The following is a 16,972-nucleotide window of genomic DNA, read 5'->3' on the forward strand; positions in this document are numbered from 1 at the left end:
CTTCACACCGCGACTAGGCCGCGCAAGGCAGCGCCGGCGATGCCCGCCAAATCTCTGGATGCCCTCTACCGCCAGCCGCTAGCGGCAAAGCGTACCGGTGCCCTGTACGGGGCCTTTCCCTACCCGACAAAGATTTCCCCGGAGGCGATTGCCCTATATATCGCCGCCCATACCAAACCCGGCGATACCGTGTTTGACGGGTTCGGAGGCAGTGGGACGACCGGCCTCGCCGCGCTGCTTTGTGAACGGCCAACCGAGGAATTGCGCGCCGAAGCGGTCCGCCTTGGTCTTGATGTGCAATGGGGTGCCCGCAATGCCGTTCTCTATGAACTGGGTGCGCTCGGCTCGTTCGTCGGCCGGACCCTGACCAATCCGCCCGATCCTGCCGCGTTCAGGAAGGCCGCCGAAGATGTACTGGCGGCCGGGGAGAGCGAAGACGGCTGGATGTATGAAGCGCGCGATCCCTCCGGCGCGCAAGGCTCCCTTCGTCATCTGATCTGGAGCGATAAGCTGCGCTGCCCCGGTTGCCGCAGCTCTGTCACCTTGTGGGATGCGTGCGTCTCGCTCGATCCGGCGGAGATATCCTCGACCTTCTCCTGCCCGAAATGCCGTCATGAAGCGCCGCTGGATGACGTGCAGCGGGTGACGGTACAGGAACAGGATGACGTACTGGGCGAACAGCGGGCACTGCGCGGGCGCGCAATGGCCCGCGTCTATGGTTCGACCGGGAAAAAACGCTGGTCGCGCCCGGCCACGGCCGCCGACCTGACCCTTGTCAAGAAGATTGAGGCGGAGCCGATCCCGTCATGCGTCCCGCAGGCGCTGATCCCCTGGGGCGATCTCTTCCGAAAAGGCTACCATCAGGGCATTACGCACGTTCACCACTTCTACACGCGGCGCAATCTCATCGTCTTCGCCCGCATGTGGGAGCGCGTGGAATCCTATAGCGGCGAACTCCGCGAAGGGCTGCGTTTCTGGCTACTCAGCTATAACGCGGCTCACGGGACGATCATGACGCGCGTGGTGGCGAAGTCCGGCCAGAAGGACCTGGTCGTCACCAGCGCCCAGCCAGGCGTGCTGTATGTCAGCGGCCTTCCGGTCGAGAAGAATTTTTTTGCAGGATTGCGGCGCAAGCTGACAACGATTGCGCAGGCATTCGAGACCATTCACGGCGGCAGCGGCAAGGTCGAAGTCGTCCACGGCTCCAGCTGCGATGTCGCGCTGCCTTCCGGCAGCATCGACTATGTATTCACGGACCCGCCCTTCGGGGCCAACATACCCTATGCGGAACTCAGTTTCATAAACGAAGCCTGGCTCGAGACGTTCACCGACCGCACGGATGAAGCCATCGTCAGCCCGGATCAGGGCAAGGCCATCGACGAGTACCGGAAATTGTTGACCCGGTCATTCAGCGAGGCTCGCCGGATTTTGAAGCCGTCCGGTAAGGCCACGATGGTGTTTCATTCCGCTTCAGCCGAAGTCTGGAACGCCTTGCAGCGCGCCTACCAGGATGCGGGCTTTGACGTGGAATATGCGGGGGTTCTCGATAAGAAGCAGGGCAGCTTCAAACAGGTCACGACGGAAGGGGCTGTGCGCGGCGACCCCGTACTCCTGTTGGGGCCGCGTCGCAAGGTCGAGGCCCGGATCGAAAGCAAGACCGGAGCGGACGAGTGTGTATGGACGGTCGCAACGGCCCTTCACCGCGCGGCGACCGCCGCGCATGATCCGGCCGAAACAACGGCGCAGCGGCTTTACTCCCGCCTCGTGACACATTTCCTCAGCCATCATCAGCAAGTCCCGCTCGACGCGGATGTCTTCTATCGCTGGTATGCGGAACAACCGCTGCCCGGAGTTCTATGCAGTGCCGGCGACTAACGCAGTCGGCGCGATTAGGTCTTCGGCGCGATCCTTCGAGGAAAGCCTGCCGCCGGCGCAGCGCAAACGGCTGGGGCAGTTCTTCACCGGACTGCCGCTAGGGTCGCTTCTTACGCACCTAGCGCTCGACTCCGGCGCGCGCTCTGTGATCGATCCGATGGCCGGGCACGGTGACCTGCTTGATGCGGCAGCATTAACGGCACAGGCGCGGGGAGCCCGTCTCAGCCGACTGGACGGCATGGAGCTTGATTCCAAAACAGCCGCCTTCTGCGGTCGCAGGATGGCGGCTTTGCAGGCGGACGATGCTGCGGAGAGCAGCCATATTCTCACGGGCAGCGCGTTCGACCCCACCACCATCGCGGCGCTGGATGTGCCCGGCTACGATCTTGTCATCACCAATCCCCCCTATGTGAGATACCAGTCGCAAAACGGGAACGGTGCCGGTGTCGGTGACGTGCGCCGGGGCCTGTCAGCGATTGTGGACGCGCGCATGACCGGCGGCGAGCGCGTGCTCTGGCAGGCGCTGATTGACGGCTATTCAGGCCTTGCCGATCTTTCCGTACCGGCCTGGCTCCTGTCCGCCCTGTTGACACGGCCGGGCGGCCGCCTGGCCCTTGTCGTTCCCGCCACCTGGCGTTCGCGCGACTATGCCGATGTCGTGCGCTACCTGCTGCTGCGCGCGTTCCGTCTTGAGTACATTGTCGCGGATACCCAGCCCGGCTGGTTTTCCGATGCGCTGGTGCGCACGCATCTTGTGATCGCGCGGCGGCTTTCTTGGGACGAGGCGCAAGCGCCCGTGTCAGGCCGGTCGCTTTTGCCGGCAACCTGGCTGCAAGTTGCACCGGCGGCTGCGGGCGGAGAGTCGCTTGTGGGCGGTGCCTTTCCCGGTTCGGAACCGGAGCGGGATTTTGCGGCATGGGCGGGCGCGGCAAACGGGGAGGTGCCGGGCATTGAGCGCCGCCCCTTTGCGCTGGATGAGGAATGGCACACGCTGGAGCAGCGCCTTGCACGCAAGGGCTGGTTCCAAAAGGCCGAAAACAGGCGCGATACCCTGCCGCTATTTTCCGCCCGCGACGCAAGGCCGGCGGCGATACCGGAAGGATTGCGAGACATGCTGCCGCCGGGAACGGCGCCGGCGCACCTCCAGACGCTCGAACAGGCGGGCATCCGGGTCAGCCAGGGCCTACGTTCGGGCTGCAACCGGTTCTTCTATGTGACGCTTGCCGGTGACGAACAGGGCGAGACCGTCACCGTCGAAACATCGGACAGCTTTGAGAACATGCAGGTTCGCGTTCCCGTAGCGGCGCTGCGCCCCATTCTTCATCGTCAGGCGGATATGCAAGCCTTTGCGGACGGGCGCGTTCCGGCCACGCGCGCGCTTGATTTGTCTGATTGGGTTCTGCCGGAAGACCAGCCGCTCGTCGCAGAAGCGGCGGAGGCCTATCGTAAGCGGCGCGTGTCTGCGCCCCGCGTTATGCCTCCCGAGCTCGCTTCGTTCGTACGTCTGGCAGCCCGGACCGCGCTGGACCCGAAAGAGCCGGCCCGGTTCGTTCCCGATCTCACGGCCGTGCGCACCAATGTCCGCCGGCCCGCGAACGGCCGCGACGTGCCGCGCTTTTGGTACATGCTGCCGGCCTTCACCGCGCGCCACCTACCCGAGATTTTTACGCCGCGCATCAATCACGGCACACCGGCCGTTGCTCTGAATACGCAGCCGCCGGTCCTAATTGATGCCAACTTCTCAACGCTGTGGGCGGAGCAAAGGCGGTGGACAGCGCATGCGCTCTACGCCCTGTTCCACAGCAGCTGGTGCCGGGCGGCGATGGAAGCCGCCGGCACGCCGCTTGGCGGCGGCGCGCTCAAACTCGAAGCGACGCACATCCGTCAGGTGCCGATTCCCACTTTATCGGACCGCGATTGCGAGAAACTTGCCGCGCTCGGACAGCAGCTGGCTGCGGACGTGCCGTCAGCCCGGCACCAGATCGACATGTTCATCCTGGCCGCTTCGCTGCCCGGTATGGATAAAAACCACCTCAAAGACCTGGCGCACCACATCGATTCCCGCCTTGAGGCCGCGTGCGCCGCCCGCCAAAGGACCGCCCATGACAGCTGATATTGGCCGCATTCGTGAAACTATCGCGCGTTGCCGCATGCTGCGGGATGCTGGTCATGTCGAGGCGGTGCTGCGCAGCGAGTTCCAGGGGCGATTGCGGCTTATGTTCCCGGACACCGCGCACGAGACCTGGATCAACAACTACACCGAAGGAACGGAAGCCCATACCAAGGTGGGCACAGCATCGGGCAAGGCCGCATCCCGGTTCATCGACAATCTCGTGGGTTCGACCACGATTGAGTACGAATCCGACCTGCGGAACACCGCCAAGCGCGATACCGGCTACGGGCAGGTGCAGGAGCAGGCGGCGGGGCTTGTCCGCGCGGGCATGCCGGTTTCAACGGTCCGGGGTGTGTTGTCAGACACGGTCGAATGGCACGCCTACGATGCCGAGCTTGCGGCGGGGGTCGATCCATCGTCCTGCACCGCTGCCGACATCACGCTCATTGTTATCGACGAACTCAAGCTGCCCGATGACAGCGTCCTGTCCGCCGAGCAGCTCGGCGGCTTTATCAAAAAGCATCTGGCGCGCGAACAGTCGCGGCCGTTGCGGTCCGAATTTCTTGCCTCCGACCTTGGCATGGACTCTGCCGCATATAAGAGCAGCGCCGGCCCTTTGTCGTTGCTGGTGGACAAGGGGCGTAAGGCCGATCCGTCGGCGAGCCTCGCCACCGATCTCTGGTCGAAGTTCGTCGATCATCTGGAAGGGCCGGCAGGCACCTTCCGCACCGCCGCGTATGTTGATGAGGCTTACGTGACCCTTCTCGCGCGGCTTCTGAGCGCGAACGTGCTGACAGGTAAGGCGGTGCTCAGCACGGACGACGAGTTGAAGACAATCCTGAACGGGGAATTCTTCCGCAACAATTTTCAGCTGGAGAATGTGGTCGAGCAGGATTATTTCGGCTGGCTTCTCGGCCCGTCCTACATCGAGCGGCTTGTCGCCGTGGCCCGCGACCTCCAGCGCGATCTCTATGCTTACGATTTCGGCTGGTATCCCGAAGAGGATTTGTTCGGCCGTTTGATGGCGCAGCTCGCCCGCCGTAGCCAGCGCAAGTTGCTTGGCCAGGAATGGACCCCGCACTGGCTCGCCCGTCTGCTTGCCGACCGTTGCATCGACGGCCTCCCGAACGGGGAAAACCCCCGGATCGTCGATATGTGTTGTGGGTCCGGGACGATGCTCGCGGAAATCATAAAGGCCACACGAATACGGTTCGGCTTTTCCACCATCGAACAGCTTGAAGACGTAGCAACCGGCTTCGACATCGACCCGCTGGCCGTCAGTCTCGCCAAAACAACTTGGGTCGTCAGTCTCTCGGCTGAGATCAAGGCGGCGACACAACCCATCGTCATCCCGGTCTATCATGCGGACTCGCTGTTTGCCGTCACACCGGTTTCCGCGTCAGTTCCGCTGGTCGGCGAAAGCGATACCATTCCGATATCGCTTGACGGCACGACCGTACATTTACCGACAGCGTTGGTGCAGCCGACGTACCGGGAGTTTTTCGACCGGATCGTGGACTGGGCCTATGACGAAGCGCGTGATGCGCAGCGGCGCGGAACCGTTGAGGGTTTCACAAAGGCGGACGCAGACAGTTTTCTCGACGGTACGATTGCGGCGTTCGGGATCACGTTGTCGCCGGAGCTTTACACGCAGCTTTCCGAGGCGCTGTTCCCGCTGGCGCATCGCATGGCCGAACTGGCCGTTGCCGGGCGCAACGGCATCTGGGCGTTCATCCTGCGCAATACCTACAGGCCGGGCCTTCTTACAGGCCACTTCAACGGGCTCGTGTCCAATCCGCCATGGCTCGCCATGAGCGGGCTGGCCGACAATCCGTACCGGGACTTGCTGAAAGGCCGGGCGAAACTCTACGGTATCCAGCCCGCAGGACAGTCCTTTCTCCATCTCGAGTTGGGCACGATGCACCTGCTTCACGCCATCGACCGTTATTTAGGACCGGATGCCTGCGTCGCCTGCCTTGTACCCGGTACGGTGCTGAACGGCACTCACCACGAGAGGCTCAGGCAGCATGATTTCCTGACTAGCGACCGTCCGGTGCCGTTCGACATCGCCGAAATCTGGCAGGTCGCGCCCGGAACCTTCAAGTACCCCGGCGCGGCGCTGGTCGGTCACAAAAGAACGGATACGACCGGGCTTCCTCAAAGCACGTTTAGTGGCTTTGTGGCGACCGACGCAGCATTGGATGCCGCAGGCTTTTCGGTTCGCACAATCGGTTCGTCGCGCAGCGCCTGGGTGCTCGAAACGGGCGGCGGTTCAGCCGTGGCAGGCGGTGGCGGCGACCTGCCGCAGCAAGGAGCCGACCTTATGCCGCGCACGGCCGTATGCGTGGACATCATCCAGAATGCGGGCGCGGAGGTTCGCGTCGATACGCCGACACGCGCTTCGGCCTGGGGATTTACGATCAAATCAGCCAAAGAAATGGCGGCAGACCGCTTCCCTGGCTACGTCGCGCCGCGCTTTCTTTTCCGCATGGCCCAGTCGGAAAACCTGCTGCCGTTCGTGCTCGGTGTCCATCGCGCGCCGCTGGCTCTGCCAGCGCTGCGCGCTGCGGGCGGAAGGTGGAGCATTCTCGACGAGGCCGAAATCCGCAGGCATGGCTTTACCCAGACCGCACGGCGGTTCGCCGCGATCAACCAGAGGCTCAAAACGGTGGGGAAAGGCAAGTCGCTCCAACAGCGTATCGATGAGCGGGGCAAGCTTTCCAAGCAAGTCTTCGGCACAAGCGGGCACCTCATTCTGGCCGGTGCCGGCGGCAAGATCATCTGCGCGGCATGCGTTGCGGTTGCGCAGGCGCAGGACCTTGTGGTTGACCAGACACTGTACTGGAAAGTCGTGACGGACGCGGACGAGGCCTGGTACCAGGTCGGCATGCTCAACAGCGAGGCTCTCACCAACGCCACCCTTGCGTTTAACCCGAAGGGCGATTTCGGTGAGCGGCATCTTCACACGCTACCCTACAGAATGATGCCCGCATATGATGCCGCCAACGGCGATCATCAGAAGATCGCGGACCTTGCCAAGGATATTGCCACACTAGCGGAAGGCCATTGCACGACAGACCCGTATCTGGCTGATCCTGCCAAAGCACTGACGGCGCGCCGCCGCAAATTGCGCACGCTGCTCGAAGCATCGCCGCTACTGGCGCAGCTTGAAACATTGTCGCAGTCGGTGCTGGCCGGTGCATCCACCGCGCCATCCGGCGGCAGTGGTAGCGAGACGGCGGCTCCGGTATGCTGATCGTCCAGAACGCCGCAGAACCGGCTCGCTTGCGCAATGCTCTCGTCGATATGGTCGCGGCGGGAGCCATCGATATCCGCGCCGCCTCCGCATACGTCACGCTCGGCGGCGCAAACATATTGCTGTCTGCCGTCGCAAATGCGGTGGGGCCGGCCGCGTTCGCGGCGATGCCCAAAACCCTTGTGACATCCTTTGATTTCGGCCTTACTGAACCCCAAGCCTTGCAGCATTGGCGCGGGCTGGCGAACGCCACCGTTCTGGTGTCAGGCGCGCAGAGGCTGGCGCAGGGTTCGCTGATGCCGCAGCGCGCCTTTCATCCCAAGCTCTACGTCTTTGGCATCGATCCCCAGACATGCAGCACGCTGGTCGGCTCGGCGAACCTGACCAGCCGCGGTTTTAGCGTGAATACTGAGGCGGCATGGGCACAGCAGGGCGTTCCGCGCGCCGATGCCGATGAAGCCTTCGACAAAGCGCGCTTTGAAACGACTGCCCTCACCGACGACTTGCTCGCAGCCTATACCGCCCTGCGCCAGGTCCAGCCACCGCCCCCCGAAATTAAGCAGGAAGCGCAGCCTGTCGCGGCACCGGCACCGGTGGCGGGTGCCGCGTTGCCCTTGTTCCGCGTCGCCATTGAAACCGAAGAGATCAACCCCGCCGACTATGCCGCCATGTGGGTTCACGGCGAGGCCCTTCAGGGCGGATCGAGCAACCAACTGGAGCTGCCGCGCGGCGGACACCGGTTCTTCGGCTTCGTGTTCGACCAATACAACTATCCGCATAACTTGATAATCGGTGAGCCCATCCTCCGCAGCGGCGCGCGCGTGTGGAACGACCGGCGGCTGACCTGGCATGGCAATAACAAGATGGAGCGGATGAACCTGCCGACTGCCGCACAGGGCGGATACAATTATGCCGACACGGCGGTCATGTTCCGCCGCCTGACCGACGGTTCCTTCGAGCTGATCGTGACTCCCTGGGAGTCCGATCTTGCCCGTTCATGGCGGCAGGCCTCGGCGCAGCGTCAGACGCTTTTTCGCCTTGGCACCGTGGCAACCAACAGGGTGGTCGGTTTGCTGTAAAGCAGCGAATTTAATCGTCTTGTGCGGCCGCCTAGATTATGTTGCCTCCGTGTGCGTGGGCCGGGCTCAGTGCCGCCGGATGCCCCGGCTCTACGAGAGCCAGCCAAGCCGTCTCCGCCCATGTGCGTGATGATCCCTCGCACGAAGCATTCAGAGCGAGCTTGGTCACGGCAAGGCGTTCTGCCGGACCCGGATCGAATCCGCCCAATCCGCAAGGGTCTTGATGTCGGCAAGGATATCGTCGGGCGGGGGCACCGCGCCGTCCCGTGCGCGCGACGGGTCGTGCGCGTCAACGAGGTCGCTGCACTTCTTGAAGTTCTTTCGGAACGTTTCGACATCCGCGTCTTCAATGACCGTCACCCGTTTTAGGTACTTGGTGTCGATATAGTCCCGGTGGCGATGGATGACCCCGGCGAAGGCGACATCTTCCAGCCCGCGCTCCCACGTCGCCCGCAGCCGGTCATAGATTTTCACGGCCGCGTCCCGGTATCCTTCTTCATCGTTCGTGTCATAAAGTTTGCGCGCCTCTCGCGCCGCCTTTTCCAGCTTATCAACCCGGTCGCGGATACCGGCGTGCTGCCAGGGCAGGCCATCCGTGACCATACCCGTCCCGGCAGGCCCGCGCGACAGGCTGACGAGCTTCATGGGAACACTCTCGCGGACGGCCTTGTCGTGAAGGTCGTTCACGAACACCATGTCGTGCGTGAAGACGATAATCTGGCGGGTCGCGGATTCTTCGACGAGCCGCTCCGCCACCTTTTCGCGCCAGCGATGATCGAGCGACGTCACCGGGTCGTCGAACACCAGCGCAGATTTGTGATGGGCCGTCGCCAGTTCGGTGAGGAACGCAGCGAGGGCGACGCAGGTTTGCTCGCCCTCGCTCAGGACCATATGGACCTTGGCTTTCGGGTTGGCAAAGAGGCGCACCTGGTAGTTGGGCGAGCCGTACTGCCCGCCCGAGCGCACGATTTCCACACGCACTTTCTCCGCTGCGAGACGGACGATTTCCGACTGGAACTGGTCGCGCATTTTCGGGGTGATGACATTGTCGGCGATATCGTTGCCGAGCTTCGTGATGGCGTTGGTTGCCGTGTCAGTGATGCAGGCGCGGACAATGCGCAGGTCATCAAGTCGCTTGATTTCTTTCTTTGCGGTTTCGAGGAAGTCGGCAACCGCCGCCCGGTCCGTCAACGAGTCACGTTCGAGGATCAGCCGGTCGTGGCCCTCAGCGTCGGCCGCTTCGTCAAGTTCCGCAGCATAGGCTTCCAGAGTGGCCGCTAACGCCTCCAGCTCCGCCTTCGGTGACGGCGAAAACGGTGGCAGGATTAGCGGGTCAGCGGTCGAAAGGGCGCGAAGGCATTTCAGGCGGCGCAAATCCGCGCTGGCGACAAAGCGCAAAACCTTGCGGGCAAGGCCGGGGTTCTGGAGGGCGATGCGCTGGCGCGCCTGCGCGATCACGCGCACGTCCGGTTGGCGCGCCTTGAATGCGGCAAGAGCCTCAGAATAGTCCTGCTCGGCGCGCGCCGCTTGTGATTCGGCATCAGCGCGGACGAATGCCTCGAAGCTCCCCAGCCGGTCCTTGGCATCCGCATGCAGCGCCTGGTGACACAGGACGCAGGCTTCGTCCCCTGTGGGCGGGAAAGGCGCGCCGGGATAAGCCGTTTGTTCCGAATAGCGGCGGGCGGCCTCCCATAGCGCCCGCCATGTTTCCCCTCCGACACCGGGAATGGAAAGGCCGTCAAAGGTCTCGCGCGCGGCAAGATCGGCCGCCGCCCGCTTATCCCGCGCCGCGTCCGCCAGCGTTTTCATCCCGTCCAGCTTTTCATCCCCATAGGCGGCGGTAAGCCTGTCCAGGGTAGCGATCAGCTGCCGTACATTGCCGGCAAAAAGCCTCTGTTCGGCGGCAGCGTCCGCCGGGTTTTTCAGCAGGTCTTCGTTAAGGCGTGCCAGCCGCGCCCGCTCGTCGGCGCTCATCTCACCAAGTTTCTCAAGCGCGGCAAGATCGGTGTCATGGCTCAGTGCCGACATGATCGCGCCGACCGGCGTGGCCGGGTTCCACGTCGGCTTATCGAAGGCCGGGTCGCGGACCGCATTGAGCTGGGTTTCTTCAGCACCCAGTTTCTGCTTGAGCGCCTGGCAGACACCGGCGAGATCGTCGGGAATATCCAGCCCGAAGGGCCTGAAAGCCACTTCGTTCTTTTCCTGCACGTGCACGGAGCCGCAGTCCCGGTCGAAGACGCTGATAGCGGACAGCACCGCGTCCGGTTTGTTGTCGTCGGTCCAGCTGACAGGGGGTGCAGCCACACCGTCCTTGAGAATTGAAAAGGTGCCAGTCGCTTTGCCGGCTGGGGATGGGTTGTACGCATCGGGCATTATCTCGCCTGCCTTGCGCGCGCGGCAGGCGCGCTTGAGCACGCGCCCGTAGCCGGATTTACCGGACCCGTTCGGCCCGTACACAACAGTGAGCCCCGCCGGTTCAAATTGCAGGGACTGGCCGGGGGCAAGCTGGTTCACACCGGCGATATCCCCGACGCTTGCCAGTGCTATCGACTCCCCGCCGACGGGAGCGGCAGGCAAATGCGCGGCTTCAAGAGCTTCCGGTGCAAGTGCAATGCCTTCAACTCCGTGCTCCTTTTTGCACAGAGCTAGTATGTCGATCACACCAGCTTCATCAGGCGTCCCTCCGGTAACGATCCTGCGCAGGGCATCCCGCTGCCAAAGCGGACGATCAGCCGACCAGTCGAGTATCGTTTCAAGGACTGTCTTATTTGCTTTCTTGTTCATTCTGTTGCCCCCGGCGTGTTGCTTGTCTTCTTTACTCGATAGCACCAGAAACCAGCCAAAATAGATTCGATAGACGGACGAATCCACGCCTCTGCCGGGTAGCATGCAACCCTGAAGTGTCTGGCAGCGCTAGGTGAATTCCATCTGACGTGAAGCCGGACGGCGAGTTTAGAAAAGTCCCGGCGCGAAGCGCCGGGCCCACGCTCATCAGTCATTTAGGAGGGGTATAGCGTAGGCGTAGTTCTCTGTTTCGTCGGCTTCGGCCCGCCAACGACTGTTCCACAGCGGTCCGCAACAGACCACTGGGATCGACTTTTTCCTCCTGATTACCGACGCTTAGCAGACCGGTTCGGCCTTGGCCGTCCATGCCCGTCCATGCCCATCCAGCGATTCGGGAGGGCCAAAACGAGGTATCGCCGGTCGGAAAACGAGGTATCTCGAGGAGACCGAAATTGCTTACAGACACGAAGGTCCGGACGGCCAAGCCGCGGCCGAAATCCTACAAACTGTTCGACGCCAACCGGCTCTTCCTTCTTGTCGCGCCCGGCGGCGGCAAGCTCTGGCGCTGGAACTACACCTACGATGGCAAGAACAAGACCATGGCGTTTGGCGCCTACCCGCTCGTTTCGCTGGCGGATGCCAGAGCAAAGCGCGACGAAGCGTGGGCCACGCTTTCCGAGGGCGTTGATCCCTCGCTTGCCAAGAAGCTGAAGATCGAGGCGAACCTTGAGGCGAGCCGCCAGACGTTTGAGCGCGTCGCCCGCGAGTGGTTCGACAACGCCAAGGCGCAATGGGCGAAGATCCATGCGGCAGACATTATCCGCAGCCTTGAGCGTGACGTCTTCCCGACGATCGGTGATCTCCCCATCGCGCAGCTCACGCCACCGCTGGTGCTCGGGGTGCTCAGAGAAATCGAGGCGCGCGGGTCGATTGAGACCGCCAAGCGCATCCGTCAGCGCATATCCGCCGTCTTCATCTACGGCATCGCCCAAGGGATTGTGCAGTCCGATCCAGCAGAGAAGCTGGGCAAAGTTCTCAAGCCGCTGCGTAAGGGCCGCCAGCCTGCGATCACCGACCTCGTGCCGCTGCGCACCATGATCATCGCTGCCGAGGAAGATTATGCTCGGCCGATCACCCGTCTGGCCCTCCGATTGCTCGCGCTCACTGCCGTGCGACCGAGCGAGTTGCGCGGCGCCCGCTGGGATGAGTTCGAAGACCTCAATGGGAAGCTCCCGCTGTGGCGGGTTCCGGCGTCGCGCATGAAGGGAGACCTCGAAAGGAAGGAGGAGCTGAACGGCGACCATCTGGTCCCACTCACGCCTCAGTGCCTTTCCGTGTTGCGGGCGCTGTGGCCGTTGACCAGTGACGGCGACCTGCTGTTCCCGAGCAACCGCCATACACATCGACCCATGAGCGAGAACGCCATCGGCTAGACGAGCAGCGCGGTGCCGTCGGTTAGGTCGAGCCTGCAGCCGATGATCGCGCGTACTCCGGTGGCCAGGCGAATTGGACGAGTCCGGTTGCCAGTATATGCGACGGCGCCTTGTTGCGATCCAGTTGTGGCTGGAGCGCGGTGAACGAAACATCTGGTCCATCTTCGAGAGAGCCGGCTTCGTCGAGCTGGATCGGCTGGAAGGCGGCGGTTTCCTGGCGATGAATATGGGCCTCTATGACGCGGTTCAGGAGGACGTTGCCAGGATGGCCAGCAGCAAGGGACTGTCAGGAATTTCGTGTGCGGCGAGGCGGTTGACCATCAGGCCGTCATGGCCCTGATGAAGCGTTCGCCGAAGAGAACGGCAAATTGAGCCTTCGCCATGTTCCACTCGCGCGGCGGCATTTTCCACTCTTTTTCCGATCGGTTCAAGATCAGATAGAGCAGCTTGGTGGCGGCCTCATCGTTGGGGAAATGACCTCGCGCACGAACGGCGCGGCGGAGCTTTGAATTGAGGGCCTCTATCGAGTTTGTCGTGTAGACGATCCGCCTGACTTCTTCAGGAAACGCGAAAAATGGGATGACTTCGGGCCACGCCCTGCGCCAGCTCTGGCCGATAGCCGGATAGCGTTGCCCCCAGAAGCCCGCTTCGAAGGCCGTCAGCGCTTCCTCGGCGGCTACGGCATCGACGGCGCGGTAGATGGCCTTCAGAGCTGCCCCAAGCGCCTTACGGTCTTTCCATGCCACGAAATCCATCGAGTTCCGCAGCAGATGGACGATGCATGTTTGAACCATCGCTTCGGGGAAGACGGCGGTGATGGCGTCGGGAAAACCCTTCAGGCCATCGACGACGGCCAGCATGATATCCTCGACACCGCGGTTGCGCAGTTCGTTCATGACGCGCAGCCAGAACTTGGCGCCTTCATTCTGCTCCAGCCATAACCCCAGGACCACCTTGGTGCCGTCGGCCATGACGCCCAGGGCAATATGGATCGCCTTGTTGCGGACCATGCCTTCGTCGCGGATCTTGACCCGGATCGCATCGAAGAAAACCAGCGGATAGGCTGGGTCCAGCGGGCGTTGCTGCCAGGCTGTGACCTCCTCCAACACCGCGTCCGTGATCGTGCTGATCAGGTCGGGCGAGGCCTCGATGCCATACAGTTCGCGCAGATGCCCGGTGATCTCCCGGGTGCTCATGCCGCGCGCGTACATCGAAATGATTTTGTCGTCGAAGCCGGGGAAGCGTCGCTGGTATTTGGCAATCAACTGCGGATCGAAGCTGCCAGCCCGATCGCGTGGCACCTCGATCTCGATCCGTCCTCCGTCGGTCGTCACTGTCTTGCGGCCATAGCCGTTCCGGCTGTTGTTCCCTTGCTCCTCCTGGCCAAGATGGTGATCCATCTCCGCATTGAGCGCACGTTCGGCAAAAGCCTTCTTCAGGGAATCAAGCAGGCCGCCCTGGCTGAGCGCTGCCGCCGCGTCAGTGCCGGCAAGCAGCTGATCGAGAATGTCGTTCGGTATCGAGGGTTCTTTGCGTCGTGACATATTGGGTCTCCTTGTTACCCATTATGCCTCGCCACACACGAAATTCCTGACAGTCCCAGCAGCAACGGCCCCACGTCATGAATCCTGCGCTCAAGGAGATACCGCAGCGGATTCTAAACCTAGCGATCGGCGCGCTGACGCAAGCTAACACGCACGCGGTCTACTCTGATCCGGGAAACGAGCATTGGGAGCACATCTGCATCCTCAACACCGCTCACGCTGGTGAGCTATTCCTCAAGGCGATCATCGCTGAAGAGCACCCACTGCTGATTTTTAAAGACATCTTCACGCTCGATGACAACACAGGCAGCTCGCTCGATATCGAGACCTTGGTTCGGCGCGGGCGCACACACGACTTCGAGCGGTTACCTCAAATCCTTTGGGCCACGACCGGCAAACGGCTTCCGAACCAGCAATGTTTCGAGCGCTTGCGCCAAGCACGAAATTCGATCCAACATTTTTGCGCGCCCGAACAGCAGGATTTTCGGAAGCTATCGCTCGAGTTTATCTACACCATTATCGACCCCCTGATCGCTGAGGCCTTCGATCTCTTCGCAATTGAGTATCATGAGGATCACAGCGTCAGCTACGATTACGTCGTGGGCGCACTCCTCAGATCCGAATTGAAGTTTAGCGTTCCCGGGAATTTCAAAGTCACGGAAATCAACATGCGTGACGAACTCGCGGGGGCATCCGCTGCATATCGAGCTTGGGTCCGGAAGCAGATGAAGCGTGTAGGTCGGCTTGATCTCGTCTCGTGATGCCGTTGTCGATCGATAAGGCGAACCTTGCCACGGATCGTGGGTTCGAATACCATGGCCTCCGTCGAACTGAGCCTACAACGCGCTGGAATCAGTTGGAATTTTCGACGAGGCACATTCCGAGGTATCAAGAGCAGAAGGGCCAATCAGGACTGCGGAAAATCAACCGCTTAGCGCCTGAGTTCGAATCCCTCCCGCTCCGCCATTTACCCATTCATCACTGTTCATAGACAACCGCCAAAAGGCGCGGTTTTCTGAAGAAAATCTGGCTTTCAGAGGCCATCATGTCTGCTACTATTCACCCACAGCCACGATAAAATGTGGTGGAAAGTGTGGTGGATTTCAGGGGGTGTGGTGGAATGTGCCCCGGCGAGGTGAAGCATGGGGAATGACGGCCAATGAGGTGAAGGCCGACCTGGGCCTCATGGCCAACCGGCTGGAGGCTGACATAGCCTCGCACGGCGCCATACTATTTCGTCTGACGTCAGCGGCCTGACTATGTGTTTGATCCCATGGTTGAAGCAAATGACTGGGGTGTCTCTCGCTCACGGGAAGAGACGGCCAGCTCAAATGTCTGGCCGTCCCCCTGTCGTTATTGGACAAACCGCCAGTGATCGAAGTCGAATAGCGACCTGTCGCCGCTGCCCTTGAAAAGCAGGTACAAATCATGGGTGCCGATTGCACCTGCTATGCTTGTCTGGCGCTCCTGCCAAACGCCAGGCGCGCCGGTTTCGCCGATCGGCAGAGTGCCGATCACTGGCCCATCAGTACGGTCCAAACGCAGCTCTATCATCGAACCCGGCAGGCCGTTGGCGACGGTGGCAATGAACCGTCTGGCGCCAGCGGAACCAAAATCCACACCAGCGACCTTGATGTAACTGCGATTCTTGGTCGTGGTCACGAAGATACCGGATTTCGCATCCCCCGCCGTCGTTACGCCCGGGGCCCAATCATATGGCCGGTCCTGATCGCGCTTGAGACGCGAAGTCCAGGCTATCGTCTCTGCTTCAACGCGCTTGTAAGGATTCAGCGCCTCAAGTTGAGGTGCGCTGGTTCTGTCCCACCAGTGCAAGTTGGGGATCGTGCCGTCTGGATTGTAATTGAATTTGGCGACCGCCACCGAGCGCCGCTCGTGATGCATCGGCGTCATCGCGAAGTTCAGTTCATAGTTAAAGCCGAACAGGTACGATCCGCCCTTGTAGTCGATGATGCCAGGATGGTTGCCGGTCGCGCGCGCGTCGTGAGCCATGATAGGCCCTTTATAGGTCCATGGGCCCGTCGGCCTGTCGCTCATTGCATAGCCAATCCCTTCCGAGCAGCAGGTAGAGGCGAAGGCCATGTAGTAGTGGTTTTTCCGCTTATAGAACCAAGGTCCTTCCTGATAATCCAGGATCCGATCGACCTTGGTGATCTGACCTGAATAGGAAATCATGTCCTTGTTGAGCTTGACGTAATACAGGTCAGGATTGCCCCAGTAGAGATAGGCTTGACCGTCGTCGTCGATCCAAACGGTCGGATCGATATTGTCATTGGCCGGAGCGATCAAAGGCTTGCCCAACACATCGACGAAAGGCCCTTCAGGCTTGTCGGCGACCGCCACTGCAATGACATTCTTGGGCCGCCCCGCGATACTGATCGGAGCGTAGAGGTAGAATTTTCCGTCTCTGGCGATGACTTGCGGGGCCCAGGCGTCGTTGCTCTGCACCGCCCATGGGAAAGTCTTCAAGGAGGCGACGGTTCCCCGATCGGTCCAGTTCACCATGTCCGTCGAGCTGTAGAGCTGCCAGTCGAGCATCTTGAAGCCGGTTGCGTCATCCTCATCATGACTGGTGTAGAGATAGACCACGCCATCATGCACAAGGGGGGCAGGGTCGGCCGTGAAATGCGTCTGGACGATAGGATTCTGCGCGCGAGCCAGCGACGGCACAGCCAGGGCACACAGAATTGCAGTCGCCGCCCCGATACCAATTCCGTTCATTGAAATCCCTTCGATTTTCAAACTGGATAGTCGACGCGAGTTCTGCTTCTTGAACTCTGCTGTGTCGTACGCTCGAGCATATGTCCCATTTCGAGCTAGAGCGATTTCCAAGCAGATGGAATCATCTGCTGACTCGGAAAACGCGACAA

9 protein-coding genes are annotated in these 16,972 nt (G+C 61.5%); 6 read left to right on the plus strand and 3 right to left on the minus strand.

Going from position 1 to position 16,972, the window contains the following annotated elements; translation table 11 throughout:
- Positions 1-39: 39 nt before the first annotated feature.
- The 4 genes from EGM87_RS17915 to EGM87_RS17930 are packed head-to-tail and all read left to right on the plus strand — an operon-like array spanning position 40 to position 8,323.
- The gene (locus tag EGM87_RS17915; protein ID WP_137709710.1) at positions 40-1,875 is read left to right on the plus strand and encodes a DNA methyltransferase; all 1,836 of its coding nucleotides are present in this window, start codon (positions 40-42) and stop codon (positions 1,873-1,875) included.
- Positions 1,862-3,988 carry an N-6 DNA methylase gene (locus EGM87_RS17920; RefSeq protein WP_137709711.1) on the plus strand — a complete coding sequence of 709 codons (2,127 nt, stop codon included), beginning with the start codon at positions 1,862-1,864 and terminating at the stop codon, positions 3,986-3,988. The genes EGM87_RS17915 and EGM87_RS17920 overlap by 14 nt, the downstream gene beginning before the upstream one ends.
- A complete protein-coding gene (locus EGM87_RS17925; protein WP_137709398.1) occupies positions 3,978-7,244 on the plus strand; it encodes an N-6 DNA methylase in 3,267 nt (1,088 codons plus the stop codon). Before EGM87_RS17920 ends, EGM87_RS17925 begins: the two co-directional genes overlap by 11 nt.
- Positions 7,238-8,323: a phospholipase D family protein gene (locus tag EGM87_RS17930; RefSeq protein WP_137709397.1), complete on the plus strand. Its 1,086-nt coding sequence runs from the start codon at positions 7,238-7,240 to the stop codon at positions 8,321-8,323. Before EGM87_RS17925 ends, EGM87_RS17930 begins: the two co-directional genes overlap by 7 nt.
- 165 nt (positions 8,324-8,488) lie before the next feature.
- Here the strand turns inward: EGM87_RS17930 and EGM87_RS17935 are convergent, their stop codons facing one another.
- Positions 8,489-11,107, minus strand: coding sequence for an AAA family ATPase (locus EGM87_RS17935; RefSeq protein WP_137709396.1), 2,619 nt, complete (start codon positions 11,105-11,107; stop codon positions 8,489-8,491).
- A gap of 452 nt (positions 11,108-11,559) precedes the next feature.
- Between EGM87_RS17935 and EGM87_RS17940 the strand changes: the two genes are divergently transcribed.
- Entirely contained in the window at positions 11,560-12,540 is a 981-nt protein-coding gene (locus EGM87_RS17940; protein WP_137709395.1) for a tyrosine-type recombinase/integrase, read from the plus strand.
- Positions 12,541-12,860: 320 nt separating this feature from the next.
- On the opposite strand, the gene EGM87_RS17945 is transcribed toward EGM87_RS17940, so the two are convergent.
- Complete coding sequence (locus EGM87_RS17945) at positions 12,861-14,084, minus strand: IS256 family transposase (protein WP_044660505.1); 1,224 nt, start codon at positions 14,082-14,084, stop codon at positions 12,861-12,863.
- A gap of 77 nt (positions 14,085-14,161) precedes the next feature.
- Between EGM87_RS17945 and EGM87_RS17950 the strand changes: the two genes are divergently transcribed.
- Positions 14,162-14,845: a hypothetical protein gene (locus EGM87_RS17950; RefSeq protein ID WP_137709393.1), complete on the plus strand. Its 684-nt coding sequence runs from the start codon at positions 14,162-14,164 to the stop codon at positions 14,843-14,845.
- A gap of 592 nt (positions 14,846-15,437) precedes the next feature.
- On the opposite strand, the gene EGM87_RS17955 is transcribed toward EGM87_RS17950, so the two are convergent.
- Positions 15,438-16,823 carry a glycoside hydrolase family 43 protein gene (locus EGM87_RS17955; protein WP_137709392.1) on the minus strand — a complete coding sequence of 462 codons (1,386 nt, stop codon included), beginning with the start codon at positions 16,821-16,823 and terminating at the stop codon, positions 15,438-15,440.
- Between the last annotated feature and the right edge of the window lie 149 nt (positions 16,824-16,972).

This window comes from Sphingobium sp. RSMS (assembly GCF_005406185.4).
In the GTDB taxonomy this organism is placed as follows: domain Bacteria; phylum Pseudomonadota; class Alphaproteobacteria; order Sphingomonadales; family Sphingomonadaceae; genus Sphingobium; species Sphingobium fuliginis.

Bases quoted from the DNA above. Each gene is read 5' to 3' on its own strand.
- EGM87_RS17935 (WP_137709396.1), bottom strand. From the start codon at position 11,107: ATGAACAAGAAAGCAAATAAGACAGTCCTTGAAACGATACTCGACTGG.
- EGM87_RS17930 (WP_137709397.1), top strand. From the start codon at position 7,238: ATGCTGATCGTCCAGAACGCCGCAGAACCGGCTCGCTTGCGCAATGCT.
- EGM87_RS17945 (WP_044660505.1), bottom strand. From the start codon at position 14,084: ATGTCACGACGCAAAGAACCCTCGATACCGAACGACATTCTCGATCAG.
- EGM87_RS17925 (WP_137709398.1), top strand. From the start codon at position 3,978: ATGACAGCTGATATTGGCCGCATTCGTGAAACTATCGCGCGTTGCCGC.
- EGM87_RS17955 (WP_137709392.1), bottom strand. From the start codon at position 16,823: ATGAACGGAATTGGTATCGGGGCGGCGACTGCAATTCTGTGTGCCCTG.
- EGM87_RS17915 (WP_137709710.1), top strand. From the start codon at position 40: ATGCCCGCCAAATCTCTGGATGCCCTCTACCGCCAGCCGCTAGCGGCA.
- EGM87_RS17950 (WP_137709393.1), top strand. From the start codon at position 14,162: ATGAATCCTGCGCTCAAGGAGATACCGCAGCGGATTCTAAACCTAGCG.